The sequence below is a fragment of the Dyadobacter sp. genome, from assembly GCF_017744695.1.
Taxonomy (GTDB): domain Bacteria; phylum Bacteroidota; class Bacteroidia; order Cytophagales; family Spirosomataceae; genus Dyadobacter.
Genome location: NZ_JAGIAS010000006.1, coordinates 523,192 through 541,754 on the forward strand (window position 1 = coordinate 523,192; position 18,563 = coordinate 541,754).

Genomic DNA, 18,563 nt, shown 5'->3' on the forward strand with positions numbered 1-18,563 from the left:
ATCTAATTGTGAAATTTAGTTTCAAATGCATAAAAAAAATCCCAAAAAATTTATTCCGGGATTTCAAAAGTGCTTTGGGAGCGTCTATTGAGGCATTTCGAAAATTTTGGGATCTACTATGGGATTCACTTCAAGGGAAGTGATTTTTAGCCCCATCTTGGTGCCGGGCATTGCGGAGGTCGTTACCTCGGAGGCAAACGGGTAATAGATGCCGTCTACCGCGCGGAAATCGGATTGCACGTTTTCCGACATAACATCCTGGCCATTGACTTGGGTTTGGGCCACGATCTTCAAAATGTAGAATGTGTCTTTGGAAATATAGTTGACCCTGCGGACGCCACCGGGCAATGTCATGGTCACCTTGTACACCTTCGCACCAGCCAGGTCTTCTTCTCCGTCCAGCGTGACCTTGTAACCTTTTTCTTTGTAATTATAAAGGCCAGTAAGGTCGGTTTCATTGGATAGGGATTTTACTGCATCCTCCGGTAATGCCGTCGGTTTGTTATTGCCGGCCATCGGGTTGATCGCCCATCCGGTATTGCCGTTCACTGCCTGCACGACTGTCATTCCCTGGACAGTACTCTCGCTTCGGAAGCCTTTATTCTGAACGATGATCGTTGTAATCGGTACTTTCATGTTCATAATGTCCATTTCTGCGGAAATCTTCATGCTTTGAAGCTTGCCGAGCTTGTCGCCACCCATCGCTTTCACGTGTTTGGCAATAATTTCATCAACCGTCTGCGCGCTTACGGCATGGGTAAAAACTGCGATAATCAAAAATGCGAGTAGTTTGAAAAGGCTTTTGGAATGTTGCATATGGTGTGGTTGGTTGGTAATGGTTGTCAGGTGTAGTCAAGAATAGTCAGGTGTAGTCAGGTGTTGTCAGAAGGTTAGGGTATTAGTAAATAAACAAAAAAACGGCCGGATTGTTGTAATCCGGCCGTTTGGAATATGGTTGGAGGTAACCCTAGTTTTTCAATGCTTCGGCACCACCTACGATTTCGAGGATCTCCTTCGTAATCGCTGCCTGACGCGTACGGTTGTACACGAGGCGCAGGTCTTTCAGCAATTCCTGTGCGTTTTCCGTTGCCTTGTCCATGGCTGTCATACGTGCTCCCTGTTCCGATGCATTGGATTCGAGAACGGCACGGTACAACTGGATTTTCAGCGACTTAGGAATCAGTTCCGCAAGGATTTCTTCTTCGGCTGGTTCAAAAATATAGTTAACCTCGGTCTTTTTCGACTTGGTCGATTTGTTTTCAGCTACGATCGGCAAATAAGGATCGGCGTGGATGATTTGCGTCGCAACGTTCTTAAACTCGTTGTATACGATATCCACCGCGTCGTAACGACCTTCGGAGAAATCTTTCATGATTTCTTCCGCAGCACTTTTCACGTTTACAAAGCTCAGGCGGCCGAACAGGTCGGTGTAAGCAGTGTTAACGGTGAACCCGCGGCGTACGAGCGTTTCAGCGCCTTTTTTACCGATGGCAAAAATCTCTACATTTCCTTTCGCTGCCTGAGCCGCATATTTCGACTCGATCAGCTGGATTGTAGCCTTGATAACATTGGTATTGAATGCTCCGCACAATCCACGATCGGAAGTTACGACGATGACAAGCACCTTCTCTACCGCGCGAACGGCTTTCAAGGGGCTGTCGGCAGCGCTTTCCGATGCTGACGAAACTGTCAGAAGCATTTCCCCAAGCTTCTGTGCATAAGGGCGCATTTGCAGAATGCTGTCCTGTGCACGACGCAGCTTGGCTGCCGCCACCATTTTCATGGCTTTGGTGATCTGCTGTGTGGAATTAACCGAAACGATACGGTTACGTACTTCTTTTAAGCTGGCCATTTTCTGGGGGTTTTAAGCGATCCGGTGATCCTATTATATATGTACTAGGAAAATGCCGGAACGGATTATGCTCCGGCATTTTTACCGGTGTTAACGATATTTTACAGCAACTTCTTTAGCTACTTTCTCGATAACGTCTGTTACGCTGTTGTCCAGTTTTCCGGCACGCAAAGCAGCGAGTGCTTCTTTATTCTGGCTAGCCAATACTGTCGTGAAATCCTTTTCGAATTCTTTCACACGGGCTACGTCTACGGTATCCAGCAAACCTTTGGTGGATGCGTAAACGGTCGCTACCTGTAATTCAACAGGAACCGGCGCGTATTGTGCTTGTTTCAAAACTTCCTGGTTGCGGCGTCCCCGGTCGATCGCCAGCTTGGTAGCGGCATCGAGGTCGGAACCGAATTTCGCGAATGCTTCCAGCTCGCGGAACTGCGCCTGATCCAGTTTTAGGGTACCCGAAACTTTCTTCATCGATTTGATCTGCGCGTTACCACCCACACGTGATACCGAGATACCTACGTTGATCGCAGGACGGATACCCGAGTTGAACAGGTTGGATTCGAGGAAGATCTGGCCGTCGGTGATCGAGATTACGTTCGTAGGAATGTAAGCCGAAACGTCACCAGCCTGTGTTTCGATGATTGGAAGGGCTGTGAGTGAACCACCACCTTTTACTTTACCTTTCAATGAAGGCGGAAGGTCGTTCATGTTCGCAGCAATGCTGTCGTCAGCGATTACTTTCGCAGCACGTTCCAAAAGGCGGCTGTGGAGGTAGAATACGTCACCTGGGTAAGCTTCGCGGCCCGGAGGACGACGGAGGAGCAGGGATACCTCGCGGTAAGACACCGCTTGTTTCGAAAGGTCATCGTAGATTACGAGTGCAGGACGGCCGGTGTCACGGAAGTATTCACCGATCGCAGCACCTGTAAACGGAGCATAGAATTGCATCGGAGAAGGATCCGAAGCACCTGCCGCTACGATTACCGTGTAATCCATCGCGCCATACTTGCGGAGGGTAGCTTCGATCGACTTGATAGTCGAAGCTTTCTGACCGCAGGCAACATAGATACAGAATACGGGCTCTCCTTTGTCGTAGAACTCTTTCTGGTTAATGATTGTGTCGATCGCCACCGCAGTTTTACCTGTCTGACGGTCACCGATGATCAACTCGCGCTGTCCGCGTCCGATGGGGATCATGGCGTCGATCGCTTTGATACCGGTTTGGAGCGGCTCGGTTACCGGCTGACGGTAGATTACCCCCGGAGCTTTACGCTCGATAGGCATCTCGAAAGTCTCGCCGGTAATAGGTCCGTTTCCGTCGATCGGCTCAGCCAGCGTGTTCACCACACGGCCGATGATTCCGTCACCCACTTTCACGGAAGCGATTTCTTTGGTACGTTTTACAGTAGCACCTTCTTTGATGTCACTGAAATCCCCCAGCAATACGGCACCCACATTGTCCTCTTCGAGGTTAAGAGCAAGAGCCTTAAGGCCATTCTCGAAAACAAGCAGCTCACCTGCCTGTACCTGGGAAAGACCATAAATGCGGGCAACACCGTCACCAACTTGAAGGACTGTTCCTACTTCTTCGAGTTCTGCTTCTGATCTAGCGCCTGCAAGTTGTTCGCGCAGGATGGCCGAAACTTCATCCGGTCTAACAGATACCATAGTATAATTGACTTATTTAGAGTATAGTAGTAAGTTTTCTGAAAACTGCCGCAAAGGTAGAGTTTTATTTTGGTAAAAACAGAATGATTTAACTAAAACCTGCGATATAAAATTAGATTTTTCCAAGGATAGGGGCAGAAGGGCGTCGCGGAGCGCAAATTTACCGTTTATCAGCTTGTAATAACATTTTTAAAACTTTTTTAGGTACTGATTGTGTTTTTGTTGTAATTGAGATCGTTAATAACACTTATCCATTAAATTTTAATCTTTTCGACCGTCTTTCAGTATAATGTACAAATTAGAAAAAACCATTTTAGCAGCCCTGGCATTTGGAGTATTGGCAACCGCAGAAGGCAACGCACAGACTATCAAGAAAACTACCAAACCCGCCGCAACTGTAAAGAAATCAGCGGCAACACCTGCAAAAACAACAGCAGCCCCTGCAACATTGAAAACAACAGCCGACTCTTTGTCTGCGGCAATTGGAGTTAGCTTCGCAAATTCGATAGCGTCACAAGGGATTAAGGACCTGAATGCCGACTTGCTTACACAGACGGTGAAAGCGGCACTGAAAGGCGAAAAAACGGCATTTACGTCGGATGAAGCGAATATGTTCATCCAGGGTTATTTCACCAAGATGATGGAAGAAAAAGGAGCTGTGGTGCGCAAGGAAGGTGAGAAGTTTTTGGAAGAAAACAAGAAGAAGGAAGGTGTAGTAACCACTGAAAGCGGTCTGCAATATCAGATTATCAAGACAGGCGACGGTCCAAAGCCGGCAGCAACAGATAAAGTAAAAACACACTACCACGGCACATTGACCAATGGAACGGTTTTTGACAGCTCGGTCGACAGAGGCGAGCCGGTTGAATTCCCGGTCAATGGCGTGATCAAAGGATGGACCGAAGCGCTTCAGTTAATGCCTGTCGGATCGAAATGGAAGCTTTTTATTCCATATCAGCTGGCTTACGGTGAGCGTGCGGCAGGACCTCAGATACCGGCGTATTCAGCCCTTGTATTTGAGGTTGAATTATTGGAAATCGTAAAATAGCAAACGTGCAAATGAAAAAGTATCTTATCACTCTTATTCCGGTTGTGTTGCTGGGTTGGCAGCGGGGCCCTGTTCAGGAACGAGTGGGGGCAATGGCACCAGCGGCAGCCTCCATGGATGAAGATATCAAACCGATTCCGGCGCAATACAAGGCGGAGGAGCTGACGACGAGGATCTTATCCAGCTATCATTATAGAAAGACGAAGCTGAATGACTCCCTTTCGGCAGCGATTTTTGATAAGTACATCGATGCGATAGACCACGGCAAGCTCTATTACCTGGCTTCCGACCTTGCGGATTTCGAGCAGTATAAGAACTCTTTCGACGACTATTTGCAAAAAAGAGAGCTGGACGTGCCCTTCCAGATGTATAACGTTTTCAGAAAGCGCTATAAAGAAAGAAGCGAGTATATCCAGACGCTCCTGAAGGAAGCGAAACCTTTTGATTTTAATCAGGACGAGTCGATGAACACCGACCGCGAAAAAGCGGCCTGGGCGAAAAGCACCGACGAATTGAACGATACCTGGCGGAAATACCTGAAAAGCGAGGCATTAGACCTCAAACTGTCGGGTAAAGCGGACACAGCGGTGGTAAATACCCTGCGCGACCGCTACAAAAGCCGCGACCGCGCGCTGGGACGCATCCGTACAGAGCAGGTATTCCAGATGTTCATGAATGCGTACGCGGAGTCGCTTGACCCGCACACAAGCTACATGGCGCCTACATCGGCCGACCGTTTCAAACAGGAAATGAGCCAGTCGCTGGAAGGTATCGGTGCATTGCTTCGTGAGGAGGACAATTACATCAAAATCGTTGAAGTGATTCCAGGAGGCCCTGCATTCAAAGGAAAGCAACTTAAAAAGGAGGATAAGATCGTAGCCGTTGCGCAAGGTGACGAAGGTAAGTTTGTGGATATCGTCGGCTGGTTTGTGGACGATGCCGTAAAACTGATCAAAGGCCCGAAATCGACTGTGGTGCGCTTGCAGGTAATCTCTGCCGATGCATTGCCCGGTACACCTCCGAAAGAATATCGTCTCGTCCGCGAGAAGATCAAACTGGAAGAACAGCGCGCGAAGAGCGAAATCGTATCCATTAACAACGGTAACAAGGATTATAAAATCGGCGTGATCGATATTCCATTGTTCTACCGTGACTTCGAGGGTGCGCAACACCGCGAGAAAGAGTTTTCGAGTACCACCCGTGACGTGCAGAAACTAATCACCGATTTGCAGGCTTCGAATGTAGATGGTATCGTGATAGACTTGCGTAACAACGGCGGTGGTTCGTTGACAGAAGCTGTTTCTTTGACCGGCTTGTTTATCAACCGTGGGCCGGTGGTCCAGGTAAAAGAGAGCCAGGGCGAAATCGAAGTTCAATCGGACAACGACCCTAGCATTGCTTACGACGGTCCATTGGCCGTAATGGTAAACCGTTTCAGCGCATCGGCTTCCGAGATCTTTGCGGCGGCGATCCAGGATTACAAACGTGGCCTGATCGTAGGTGAGCAGACTTATGGTAAGGGAACAGTCCAAACGCTGATCGACCTGAACCAATGGGTGCCGAAAGAGCAGGATCAGCTCGGACAGGTGAAACTGACCGTTGCTAAATTCTACCGCATTAACGGTAGTAGTACACAGCTGAAAGGTGTAACGCCCGATTTGGAACTGCCTACTGCATTCCAGGTAAATGAATACGGTGAAGGCTCTCAGCCAAGTGCACTGCCTTGGGACCAAATCGCGTCGTCAGACTACAAAGTGACCAGCAATATCAACGCAAAAATTGTTGAGCAGCTTCGCGATAAATACAAGCACCGCCTCAAAACCGACGAGGAACTGAAAACGCTTGTAAAAACGCTGAATGACTTTAAAGAAGCTCGTGAGAACAAAATCGTGTCGTTGCAGGAATCCAAACGCAAAGCTGAGCGCGACGAAGCAGAGAAAAAGCGCGCCGCTATGAAGCAATTGGGCGAGGATAATGTGGACGGCGACGACGAAGACGAAGCGGACGCAAAAGTGGCAGATGCTCCGAAGGATGTGAAGAAGAAAAAGGATATCTATCTCACCGAAACCGGCAGAATGCTTGCAGATCTGATCGTGATCTCGAAAGAGCCAAGCCTGGCTGGGGCTAAGAAGAAATAGTATCTGAGATATTAATAAATGAAAAGGGCACGGGTTGAGAGATCCGTGCTCTTTTTGTGTTTGAGTTAGCTGGGCTCTTCAAATCCGTTGATGCCGATACGGCTTTTATTTACGTGTTTCTCGTAGAAACTTTCCATTTCGGCGCCATTATTGAACCCCAAATACTTGGCAATTTTATCGGCAACCGATTTTGAGACGCGTGTTTTGCCGTTTTCCAACTTGCTTACTGACTGCTGTCGAACCTCTAAAAGTTGGGCGATTTCGGTTTGCTTAATACCTTTCATCATCCGTACTGCCCTGATCATCTGGAAGAACTTTGTCATATGCTGATGAGTGTGTGAAGGAGGAATGCTGCAAAGTAGATGATTTGTAATTGAAGGTCAAGTTGTAAAATACAACCGGTATGGTTGTAAAGTACAACCGGTTCTTTTTTGTGTGCTAAAAATAGATTGGTCTCTTTGTAGAGTTATATCTTGAACCTTTTCTATTAGTAGCCATGAAAAGACTTTTCACTTTTTTTGTGTGCGTGTCGTCTTCATTCTTTGCGCCCGTTTCGGCATTTGCGATGTATTTCGAACAGGAAAAGCCTGCTTGTCCGGATTCATTACTGAGCTCAAAACTACACTTTCCGATTGAGGATGGTATTGTCATGGCAGACAGTATTTCTGAAAGCCTTTTTGGCACGACTAGCAATCCTCTTACCAGCGAAGTTGGCGCATTCTCATCCGCTACTGGCGGAGAGCCGCGTTATCTTGCAGTTGGTGGATCGTTGACTGCCGGTGTGCGAAATGGAGGTCTTTATCGATTTGCCCAACTCACTTCTTTCCCTAACTTAATTGCCCGGCAAATGGCATTGAAGGACTTTATTCAGCCATTGTTCAAGCACGATGAGGAAAATGGCTCCGAATACTTCAAGCTGACACGAAAAGGCCCATTCCCAACATTTCGGAAAGTCGCAGGAAGTTCAGCAATCATTCAACCGGAACCGCTAACCTTTAATGCGTATAGTGGTAGAGTTGATAATCTTGGATTGCCATTTGCTGGAATTTATGCCTTCGGTGATCGCCAGGATTGGCGGCATAACTGTGATTTAATCCCGTCGATTCCCTATGATTTTTCATACCGCCATTTCTTCCGGCGGTATCTTTCAGAAAGTGGTAATTCTCAATGGGACACCAGCGTGCTTGACTATGCTTTAAACCAAAAATCAGATTTGTGTACAATCGAACTTGGCATGGATGACTTCATTGTCTACGCGACTACCGGCGGCTATAAAACATCTTCGTTGCCATTTGCGGCCATCAATGAGGAGGGAAACCCACTAATACAGCTGCTAACCAGGCTAAAAAATGCCGGAACGAAGGTTATCCTCGCAACTGTCCCAGACATCATCGATTTTCCATATTTCCATTTTGTTACTCCTTCAATGGCGCGTCAACACAATGGAGATGCGGCACTCTACGCCATGATTAGCGATGATCTCTTCGAAAAGTCAAAAGGGTCCCCTCAATTCCTGACCGAGATAAAGGATACGGATTTGCTATTGCCGACTAAAAATATTGAAGCGCTGTTTTCCAGCTCTGAAATCAAGCGAGGAATTCTTCCGCAAAAGCCGCTGGAAAGCAAAGATGTGCTGACAGAGGATGAACTTGGTGTTTTCGATATAAATAAATCATTAAATGATTTGATCAGGAATTTGGCGGTAAAGTTCGAGTATCCGGTCATTGATCTGCACGGAGTTTACAGGAGTATCCTAGATGGGCAATTTGTTACTGATGACGGTGTTAAGATAGACCCATCGTATCCTAACGGTAACTTCTTCTCCGATGATGGTCTGCATCCAACAGCATTAGGGCAAGCCGTGCTCGCTAATGAGTGGATAAAGGTTATTAATAAACACTATGCCACCCGTATTCCTTTATTAAGGACTTCTGAATTCAGTCAGTTTCAAAAGCATTGACCAACTTGTATGCCTTCCTTTTTAAAATTTAAATAACCATCACACTATGAGATACTATTCATTAATAAGCCTTCTGATTGCAGTCTTGCTGACAGGCAGCGATGCATTTTCACAAATTTCTATCTCCTGGCCAGTTGATAAAACTGTTTTCCAAAGGGGAGTCAACAACAGCTTTTGGATCGCGGGGCAATGCTTGATCAGTAACTCGGATTACCAACTACAATACCGGGTAAAGTCGATAAATCTTGAAACAGGTCTTGAAACCGGAGCAATTTCAATTGATTGGACGACATTTGAATATTCAAGACCATACGGAGGTATATTCTCAGTCCAAGTATATGTCTCGCCGGGAATGTATAATATTGAAATTAGAGCTATAAATAATGGTTTTCCCATGGCAAGTGGAGGTGTATCCGTGGGCTTGGGGGAAGTTTTCATTATAAGCGGGCAATCGAATGCCCAAGGTGTTGCAAGCGTTTTGCCCGCCGATCCAGTTTTTAAAGGCGTAGTATCTGACACTCGGGACGAACCTTGCGATCTAAAACTACCTCCGTTTCCCTCAATGTTTACAATAGATGTTGGGAGCAAGATTGGAATGCGAGGTCCCAATAATTGGTGTTATTCAAGGCTGGGAAAGAAAATCTCACAGAATAAGAATGTGCCCGTAGCTTTTTTCAATGCCGCGATTGCCAATACGGGACTTAGAAATTGGATTGATGGTATTAACGGAGTAGCTACAACCTCCACCTACGGTCAATCTATTTGTTCTGGAAATATAGGAGCACCCTACAAAATCTTAAAGAATGCGTTGAATTACTATGGCTCTATGTTCGGCGTAAGGGGCGTTCTCTGGCATCAAGGCGAGAATGATGCACACGATGAATGGGCGGGTTTGACGACGAGTGCTCAATATCAAACTCGATTGAACACCTTGATCAACACTTCCAGGAGTGATTTTAATGCGAATCTCATTTGGTATATCTCTCGTGTTTCTCGCAATAACGAGACAGGCGGCTCGTTTCAGCCGACAAATCCTGATATTATAACGGCCCAAAATGCTGTTGCTGGTTCCAACAAATATGGTCCCGCAACGGACAATATTCAGCCAGTCAGGCCCGACAAAGTTCATTTCTCAGGAACCGGCCTGATTGATTTAGGCGATGCGTGGTATAATGAGTTGAACAACGGAAATTTTTCAGGCAATTCGTCTATCCAGGCTAGCACTTTTCCACAGGTCACGGCATCTGCGAATGGCGGAAATGTTACATTGACTGCCCCCGCCGGGTATAGCATTTACCGATGGGTGAGTGGCCAGTATACCCGTTTTGATGATCCGCCTTTTGCCACCACGCAGAGTATAACCGTCTCTTCCGGTGTATACAGGTGTTATATGGCACAAGCAGGAAATAAGAATGTCGTTGTATCGCAGGCTATTTATACGCCGCTGCCATCAGGCTCTTTTCGTATGTCCGCGGAGGAGATCGTTTCAACGGTCGACTACGATCAGATACTTCATGTAAGTCCTAATCCCGCGAATGACCAGGTTAATATTGAATTTGGGGTCAATTCCCCCGCTACTGTCAGACTTGAAATTGTCGATGAACGTGGTGTAATCATGACTACCATCGCAGACAACTATCACGCAGCCGGGGCTTACCAATATCCTTTTAACATGACGAATCTACCCGCAGGAGCCTATATATGCAGAGTTAAGATTGGAGATCTGTTTTTGAGTAAGAAGTTTGTCAAACTTAGCAGGTAAAGGTATGAGGTCTTTATGTATTACCAGAACTAGCTTTTCGTTGACGCGAATTCTGCTATGGGTTGTCGCACTCATTTGCGCATGCGAGAAAAAGGACATTCTTCCCGACGACAAACCACGTATTGTGGAAATGGAAGTAGTTGGGATCGATAAAAAGAGTGTCTCTATCGATCAGGTAAAAAACAGGATTACTGTTGAGCTACCCGAGGGAATGAATCACTCACTATTGTACACCAAAGTTAAGCTAACAAAGGGAGCGGAGTTGGTGCCAAGAATGTACGGCACTCGAATAGATTTGATTTGCGGCTCGCAGGAAGATAAATTTTTCATGGTTACCCGAAAGGATGCTGGAATGATGCCGGATACCGTCAAATATGAATTTCAATTTACTCAAAAGGCACCTTTAAGGATCGAACTGGCCGATGAACACAAGGAGAACCAATATCAGATAGCTGGGGGGGAGTCACTCTATATTAAAGTGGAGAATTTCCTTGATGGATCACCCGGCGAAATTCGTTTGGAACACCAGTTGGATCCGACAGCACCAGCGATAACCATAGGCGGTTGCGACTTTGGATTTGAAGAGCATCCTGGGGTGGGCACGCTGGATGGGCAATTGGAATTAGTAATACCCCTTACTACTCCCATCGTGCCAGGGCCCTATGCGGTGTCGTTCCGCAAAAAAAATGGTCGGATGGCGACGGCGTCAAAACCTGTTGTATTGACGAAAGGGCCCATTCGATTGTCGTGGAGCGGTTACCTACCTCAACGTTCGATTAATGGTGCACCTGTCGCGATTACTGGATATAACTTGTATGAAAGTAGTAACCTGGCTATCGGACTTATTGATGCGGAGGGAAAGAGATATCAAACGAAAATCACGAAATATGACCCATTCGGACAAACCCTGACATTTGATCCTGGTCGTAACATCAAGCCCGGATATTACACTTTGCAAATATTTACAAACGGAAAATTAGCCTCTTATTATGATGGAACTTGGGCCTTTCAAAATTATCGGTTTGCTGTGACGAAAACCTCGCAGCAACCATTCATCATGATGTTTGAAAGGTCGAATGATAAAAACCAGGAGTATGCTGACGTTTATTCATACCGGGATAAGCCATTGGCTTTCCAAAAAGGTATCGGAGTAGGATTCTTATATTGGGGATTTGCAAATCTTAAAACCTCCACGCTCTGGTTCGATGTGGAACTGGAATCCATTACCCAGCCGGGTTACGTTAAGCGAACAGATATTGGGATAAGGAATTTAAGCACCTATCCGGAAGGCGTTGAATGGACGATTGGAGACCCGTTTTATCCAAACTACCCGCCCGGGAAATATCGCATGCGTGTGGTTGTCACAAACCCGGAGACGCATGAGGAGTACAAAAGTGAGCCATTCGAACGCGTAGTGGAAATCAGGTAATTATAACAGGAGGCTGTGAGCCCTCCTGTTATAGCTTGTATTTACTCCCAGCCACCCCCAAGCGCCCGATACAACTCCACCAATGCCAAAAACTGCTCCTTCTGCACATTCGTCAAGTTCAACTCCTCCTGCAAAACGCTTCGTTGCGCGGTGATTACTTCGAGGTAGGAAGCGTAGCCGGTTAAGAAGAGGTCTTTAGAAGTTACTACGGCTTGTTGCAGCACTTCCACTTCCTGTTTCTTCAAATCGCCGATCTGGCGGGTGTTTTCGAGTTTTTTGAGGCTTGTACTTACCTCGCGGAAGCCATTCAAAACCGATTTGTTATAGGCGTAAAGCGCTTCCAGGCTCGCCGCTTCGGCGCGTTTCTGGTTGGCTTTTAATGCTTTCCGGTTCACGAGAGGGGCTGTCAGGCCACCCAATGCGCTGTACGCGAGCGAGCCGGCCGAGAATAGCAGGTTGCTTTTAAATGCATTGAACCCGAGGAATGCAGTGATATTCAACGACGGCAGAAATGCCAGCTGTGCGGCTTGCTGTTCGGAATAGTTGGCAAGTAAGTCGAGCTGCGCTTGTTGAACGTCGGGTCTTCTGCGCAGCATTTGCATGGGCACGCCCGCGCTGACGGATGCCGGCAATACCTGCTCCTGCGTGCTGCTTCTTGTAATCGGCTGCGGGAAGCGGCCGGTGAGCAGGTTTACATTGTTTTCGATTTCGATGATCTTTTGCTGAACTTCGAATTCCAGGCTGCGCGTGTTGAGTAATTGTGCGGTAAGCTGACGTACGCCCAGCTCGTTGGCCCTACCTGCCTCTTTCTGGATTTTGATAGTCTCTACCGCTGATTCCTGCAATGCGATGTTTTTGCGGATAATATCCAGCTCCGTATCCAGCGCCATCAATTCGTAGTAAGAACGGGCGATTTCGGCAATGAGGCCGGTAATGATCGCCTGGCGCCCCTTTTCGCTGGCCAGGAAACGGGTGTAGGCCGCTTTCTTCTGGTTTTTCAATTTCCCCCAGATGTCGATTTCCCACGAACTGCGCAGGCCGACGAAGTAATCCGGCAAGAATGGGGCCGGAAGGCGCCTGTCGCCGTCGAGGTTTTGGGAGAAGTTGGTGTCGTAGTTGCCCACGCCATCCATGGTGTAGTCGCCGAACTTGCGGCCACCTCCGGAAACATCGCCTGTTACCACTGGCAGCATGGCGCCGTGAGCTGCCATGATACTGCTTCGGGCCATTTCAATGCGCTGGACGGCCATTTTCAGGTCAAGATTGTTTTGCAATGCGGTATCGATCAGCGCAACGAGGTGGCGGTCATTGAAAAAGGTTTTCCATTGCAAAGCCCCGATTCCTGCCGAATCGGCCTGGCCTGCGAACGTTGCCGGGGTTTTGATCTGTGCGCGCTGCTCTACCGGTTGCGTTAGCTTACAACCTGTTACAGAGATCAGGATGGAGGCGAACAGCAGGCCGGAGGCAAACTTTTTATTTTTTTTCATCAATATAAAATCTGATTTGAAAGGCCGCAGGGATGCCCTGCGGCCAGAACTGGATTCGAGGGGGCTTAGTGCAGCAATGCCTCTTCCTCCGTAGCCACTACCGGAGGAGGCGTTTTTTTCTTTTTGGCCATGCTCGCAAATACGACATACAATCCCGGAATGATGATCACCCCGAAAATGGTACCGATGAGCATGCCGCCTGCGGCTGCCGCGCCGATAGACCGGTTACCGATCGCTCCGGCACCGGACGCCATCACGAGCGGGATAAGTCCCGCCACGAATGCGAAAGAGGTCATCAGGATCGGGCGTAGGCGCTCGGTCGCACCTTCCAGTACGGCTTCTATAACCGTGCGACCTTCTTTTTGGCGGATAATGGCGTATTCCACGATCAGGATCGCGTTTTTACCCAGCAAACCAATGAGCATTACGAGCGAAACCTGGGCGTAAATGTTGTTTTCCAGACCCATTAATTTCAATGCAAGGAACGCCCCGAAAACACCGGTAGGAAGCGACAGGATTACCGGCAGCGGCAACAGGAAACTTTCATATTGCGCCGCGAGCAGCAGGTATACGAATACCAGGCAGATGGCAAAAATGAATATGGCCTGGTTTCCGGAAAGAATTTCTTCCCGGGTCATACCCGACCAGTCGTAGGTATAACCCTTGGGCAAGCTGGTAGCAGCCACGCGCTCGACGGCCTTGATGGCGTCACCACTACTGTAACCGGGTGCCGCATCGCCGTTGATCATGGCCGACGTATACATATTATAGCGCGTCAGCAATTCGGGGCCGTACACCCGTTCCAATTTGATGAAAGTGGAGAACGGCACCATTTCACCCCGGTTGTTTTTGACATACAATTTGAGAATGTCCTCGGGGTTCTTGCGGAAGCCCGCATCGGCCTGGACCATCACTTTATACATCTGTCCGAAACGGATGAAGTTGGACGCATAATAGCTACCGATCATCGTTTGCAGCGTGCCCATCGCAGCGTCAACAGAAACGCCCTTTTTAGCGGCAATGTCAGAATCGACGTGGATCAAATATTGCGGGAAGCTTGCGTCGAAACTACTGAATGCGGCCGCTATCTCCGGCGTAGCAGCCAGATCTTTTATAAACTTGTTCGTAACCTCGGCGGTCTTTTGCAAATCTTCGTTACCCGACCGGTCCTGCAATCGCAGCTCGAAACCGGACGAGTTACCAAACCCGGGCACGGTAGGAGGCGGGAAGAACTGAATCTCGGCATCTGTAATATGCTTTGTTTTGGCTTCCATTTCTTTAATAATGTCCTGAACAGAAGCTTTCCGCTGATCCCAGGGTTTCAGGTTGATCATCGCCATCCCGTACGACGAACCAGCCGATTCAGTAAGCAAGCTGTAACCTGACAATGATGAAACGGATTCGACGGGTTCGAGGCTTTTGGCTACCTTTTGAATCTCATCCAGTACCACTTCGGTCCGCTCGACGGTGGCGCCTACCGGCGTAGTGACATTAACGTTGATTACCCCCTGATCTTCCGTCGGAATGAAACCGCTTGGGAGGATGCTGTTCATACCAAATGTGGCGACGCAGAACCCGATCAGCAACCCTATGGTGATCATCCGGCGGCTTACAATGGACGAAAGGAGCTTCCGGTAACCGCTTTGCAGGCCGTCATAACCTTTGTTGAAACCATCGAAAAACCTTGTAAGCGGGTTCTTCTTCACCGGCTGGCCGTGCGTGTTTTTGAGCATGAGCGCGCATAATGCGGGCGTGAGCGTAAGGGCGTTGATCCCCGAAATGACAATGGAAATCGCGAGGGTAATGGAGAACTGCCGGTAGAAAATCCCGACGGGTCCCGACATAAATGCTACGGGAACGAATACCGCCGACATCACGAGCGTGATCGCAATGATCGCGCCGCTCATTTCCTTCATCGATTCGATGGTCGCTTCCATCGCGTCCAGATGCTTTTCGGCCATCTTGGCGTGCACCGCCTCGACGACCACAATGGCATTATCGACCACAATACCGATAGCCAATACCAACGCGAAAAGTGTGAGCAGGTTAATGGAGAAGCCGAACATCTGCATGAATGCAAATGTACCTACGAGCGCCACCGGCACCGCCAGGGCCGGAATGAGCGTGGAACGGAAGTCCTGTAAGAACAAATACACGATCAGGATCACGAGCACGAATGCTTCGATGAGCGTACGGATTACCTCGTGAATGGAGGCGTCCAGGAAGCGGGAAACGTCGTAGGATACGAAGTAATCCATTCCGGGAGGGAATGTGGTCTTTTTGAGTTCTGCGACTTTGTCCTTGATATTCTGAATAACCTCCTGGGCGTTGGAGCCCGGGCGCTGCTTGATCATGATCGAAGCGGAAGGGCGCCCATTGGATTTGGATGCCATATCATATTCGAGCGTACCGAATTCGATCTTGGCGACGTCTTTCAGTTTCAGAATGGAGCCGTCCGGGTTTGATCGCAGCACAATGTTCTCATATTGAGCCGGCTCGAAGAGCTTGCCGGTGTATTTCAATACATATTGCAATACATTCTTTTCACGGCCGGAGCTCACACCTGTCTTACCAGGGGCGGCTACCACGTTCTGGTCGCGAATCGCCTGGATCACCTCGTCGGCGGATACATTATAGCTATTCATGCGGTCGGGTTGTAGCCATACGCGCATCGAGTAGTCCTTGCTACCCATAATCTGTGCGCGGCCCACGCCGTCGATCCTTTTCAGCTCTTTCAGGATATTGATGTCGGCGAAGTTGTACACGAAATCCTCGCCCACGGTGGTGTCCGAGCTCATGATGTCGAGGTACATGAGCATACTGTTTACCTCTTTTTCGGTCTTTACCCCGGCCTTGATAACTTCTTCCGGAAGTTCGTCGATCACCGTTTGCACGCGGTTTTGAACGTTCACCGCAGCGAGGTCAGGGTCGACGCCCACGGCGAAGGAAATATTGATCGTCGTTACGCCGTCGTTGCCGGAAACGCTCGTCATATAGGTCATGCCGGGCACACCGTTGATCGCCTTTTCGAGCGGGACGGCTACGGCGTCGACGCCGGTTTCCGCGTTGGCACCTGTGTAGGTAGCCGTCACGACAACCGAAGGCGGAACAATATCGGGAAACTGAGAGACAGGCAATTGCAGCACTGCCAGAATCCCCAGCAGGGTAATAAATATGGAGATGACCAGCGAGAGTACCGGCCGCTCGATGAATTTTTGGAACATGATCTACAATTCAGGTGAAAAAAGAGTGCTATCGCGCCGTGAGCTCGATTTTTTCGGTCGACACCGTGTCGGCGGACACCGTTTTCGGGTTGATCGTCGCGCCGTCGCGGAGGGATTGAAGCCCTTCGCAAACAATTGTTTCGCCTGGTTCGAGACCTGATTTTACAACATAAAAAGTAGATAGCCGGGATTGCGGCACAAAGCTGCGTGTCTTAACCTTGTTATCCTTTCCAAGCACATACACGAAGTTTTTATCCTGAATTTCGAATGCAGCTTGCTGCGGGATCAGTATTGCATTCTCTACGGTGTTGGTGAGGCGGATTGTGCCGGTAGAGCCGTGTTTCAGGAGCTTTTCCGGGTTTGAAAATCGCGCACGGAAGGCGATAGAGCCCGTACCTTCGTCGAAAGCACCTTCCATCGTTTCGATAACACCTTTGTGTTTGAAAAAGGAGCCGTCTGCCAGTTCCAGTTCTACTACCGCTTGTTTGGTAGCCGCTTTGTCACGGGCTTTCACGTATTCAAGGTATTCGTTTTCGGATACATTGAAATAGGCATAAACCGTTTTGGTGTCCGATAGTGTGGTGAGCAATGTGCCTTCGTCGATGAGGCTGCCCATTTTGGTCGGGAGGCGATCGATTACCCCGTCGAAGGGGGCTTTGATCACGGTATGCGCGAGTTGAATAGCGGCATTCGATTTCTCCGATTTGGCTTCTTCGATTTTGGCATTGGCCGCGGCCAGCTTCGCTTGTGCCACTTCGAGCTCGCTTTTCGCAACCACATTCTTGTCAACGAGCAGTTTTACGCGTTTCACTTCCAGTTCGGCACCTTTCGCATCGGCGATCGCACTTTGCAGGTTAGCCTTTGCTTTGGCCAGCTGTGCTTCATATTCTTCATTATTAATGCGGAACAAAGTCTGTCCTTTTCTGACCTCTTTGCCCTCGTCCACATACACTTCTTCGAGGTAGCCTTTCACACGGGCATATATTTCGACGTTCCGCAGGGCGTGGATGTTGCCTACGTATTCGCGGTGCAGCTCGGTTTTTTGGGGCCTGAGTTCCGTTACGGGGATGGTAGGAACACTGTCTTTTGTCTCCGTCAGCGTTTCACTTTTTGAAGCGCAGCCGTAAGCGAAAATGCTGACGAGCAACAGGAGCGGCCATTTTAAGTCTTTTATCATGATGCGTTTGTATAAATTGGTTGGCGGTAATGCAAGGGAATAGGAATAGCCCTTTGGCCGCGCGGGAAGGCCGTGCAGCAAAAGGAATAGCATGAATGTCGGGAGCGGCTCGTGTATGCGCGTACAGGCATGGCGAGACGGTCCGTCAGCTACGAAAATTGGGGATTAAAGAACGCTTGCGGCGGGTTCAAAAAGGGCAAAGGCGATGGAGGAAGCTGTAATAATCGGGCAGCTTGATGTCTCCATTGCTAACGAAAAGCAGTTGGACGGATTCCCGGATCAGCTTGGGAACCCTGGTGATTTCGTACTGGGGCGCTGTTTGCGAAACCAGTGTGAGAAAGCGGTAGGTGGAATGCCGGTGGCGTAAAAGATCGGAAAGCGATTCTTTCCATTCTGTTTCATCCGCCCTTACGATCGTTTCGTTTTTACAGATCGTATCATCGATTAACACAATATGCCCGGTTCCTTGCTTCTCCTCGATTTCGAAGGGAGAGAAGGCCTCTGTTCCAATATCAATCTTGCACGCAACAGCCCTCTGTTGCCCCAGGAGCAACGAAACGGCGAATTGAGCGAGCCAGAAAAACAATACAAAAGTTCTTTTTGTCATGATGCTGATGGGAATCAGGTCATTGAAAAATTCATACTTTTATAATGAATTCAAGAATGATTGGAACTATTAGAACGGAATTGTGATACTAAATGGGCAATACTTCAAATATAACGTTTCGAATGTAGATTGCAAATTTTCAGGATTGTTAATGAACGTTAATTCTGAATCGGCAATTATTATTTAAGAATCCTTAAATAATATAATATAT

The 18,563-nt window shown here is 48.4% G+C and carries 13 protein-coding genes; 5 read left to right on the forward strand and 8 right to left on the reverse strand.

The annotated features are described in order from the left end of the window. Positions 1-84: 84 nt before the first annotated feature. The 3 genes from J7619_RS22875 to atpA form a co-directional block, all read right to left on the reverse strand. Complete coding sequence (locus tag J7619_RS22875; protein WP_291204172.1) at positions 85-816, reverse strand: outer membrane lipoprotein-sorting protein; 732 nt, start codon at positions 814-816, stop codon at positions 85-87. A 151-nt stretch (positions 817-967) separates the two neighbouring features. Beyond that, positions 968-1,852, reverse strand: a complete 885-nt coding sequence (gene atpG / locus J7619_RS22880; protein ID WP_291204173.1) for an ATP synthase F1 subunit gamma — start codon at positions 1,850-1,852, stop codon at positions 968-970. A gap of 90 nt (positions 1,853-1,942) precedes the next feature. Then, a complete protein-coding gene (atpA, locus tag J7619_RS22885) occupies positions 1,943-3,520 on the reverse strand; it encodes a F0F1 ATP synthase subunit alpha (RefSeq protein ID WP_106597775.1) in 1,578 nt (525 codons plus the stop codon). Positions 3,521-3,809: 289 nt separating this feature from the next. On the opposite strand from atpA, the gene J7619_RS22890 reads away from it, so the two are divergent. Both J7619_RS22890 and J7619_RS22895 read left to right on the forward strand, forming a co-directional pair. Continuing rightward, positions 3,810-4,568 (forward strand): FKBP-type peptidyl-prolyl cis-trans isomerase, encoded by a 759-nt coding sequence (locus J7619_RS22890; protein ID WP_291204175.1) that lies wholly within the window; start codon positions 3,810-3,812, stop codon positions 4,566-4,568. A gap of 11 nt (positions 4,569-4,579) precedes the next feature. Next, on the forward strand, positions 4,580-6,706 hold the full coding sequence (locus tag J7619_RS22895; RefSeq protein ID WP_291204177.1) for a carboxy terminal-processing peptidase: 2,127 nt from the start codon (positions 4,580-4,582) through the stop codon (positions 6,704-6,706). Positions 6,707-6,771: 65 nt separating this feature from the next. Here the strand turns inward: J7619_RS22895 and J7619_RS22900 are convergent, their stop codons facing one another. After that, a complete protein-coding gene (locus J7619_RS22900) occupies positions 6,772-7,029 on the reverse strand; it encodes a helix-turn-helix transcriptional regulator (protein WP_291204179.1) in 258 nt (85 codons plus the stop codon). A gap of 173 nt (positions 7,030-7,202) precedes the next feature. Between J7619_RS22900 and J7619_RS22905 the strand changes: the two genes are divergently transcribed. The 3 genes from J7619_RS22905 to J7619_RS22915 all read left to right on the forward strand — a co-directional run bounded on the left by J7619_RS22905 (position 7,203) and on the right by J7619_RS22915 (position 11,857). Beyond that, entirely contained in the window at positions 7,203-8,666 is a 1,464-nt protein-coding gene (locus tag J7619_RS22905; RefSeq protein ID WP_291204182.1) for an SGNH/GDSL hydrolase family protein, read from the forward strand. 46 nt (positions 8,667-8,712) lie between these two features. Continuing rightward, the gene (locus J7619_RS22910) at positions 8,713-10,428 is read left to right on the forward strand and encodes a sialate O-acetylesterase (RefSeq protein WP_291204185.1); all 1,716 of its coding nucleotides are present in this window, start codon (positions 8,713-8,715) and stop codon (positions 10,426-10,428) included. Between the two features lie 130 nt (positions 10,429-10,558). Continuing rightward, positions 10,559-11,857, forward strand: coding sequence for a hypothetical protein (locus J7619_RS22915; RefSeq protein ID WP_291204187.1), 1,299 nt, complete (start codon positions 10,559-10,561; stop codon positions 11,855-11,857). A 41-nt stretch (positions 11,858-11,898) separates the two neighbouring features. Here J7619_RS22915 and J7619_RS22920 read toward each other — a convergent pair whose 3' ends face one another. From J7619_RS22920 to J7619_RS22935, 4 genes are all read right to left on the reverse strand, one after another. Then, on the reverse strand, positions 11,899-13,344 hold the full coding sequence (locus tag J7619_RS22920) for an efflux transporter outer membrane subunit (protein WP_291204190.1): 1,446 nt from the start codon (positions 13,342-13,344) through the stop codon (positions 11,899-11,901). Between the two features lie 65 nt (positions 13,345-13,409). Further along, a complete protein-coding gene (locus J7619_RS22925; RefSeq protein WP_291204192.1) occupies positions 13,410-16,568 on the reverse strand; it encodes an efflux RND transporter permease subunit in 3,159 nt (1,052 codons plus the stop codon). Between the two features lie 28 nt (positions 16,569-16,596). Further along, complete coding sequence (locus J7619_RS22930) at positions 16,597-17,742, reverse strand: efflux RND transporter periplasmic adaptor subunit (protein ID WP_409012760.1); 1,146 nt, start codon at positions 17,740-17,742, stop codon at positions 16,597-16,599. Between the two features lie 190 nt (positions 17,743-17,932). Beyond that, positions 17,933-18,352 (reverse strand): hypothetical protein, encoded by a 420-nt coding sequence (locus tag J7619_RS22935; protein WP_291204197.1) that lies wholly within the window; start codon positions 18,350-18,352, stop codon positions 17,933-17,935. Positions 18,353-18,563 lie beyond the last annotated feature (211 nt).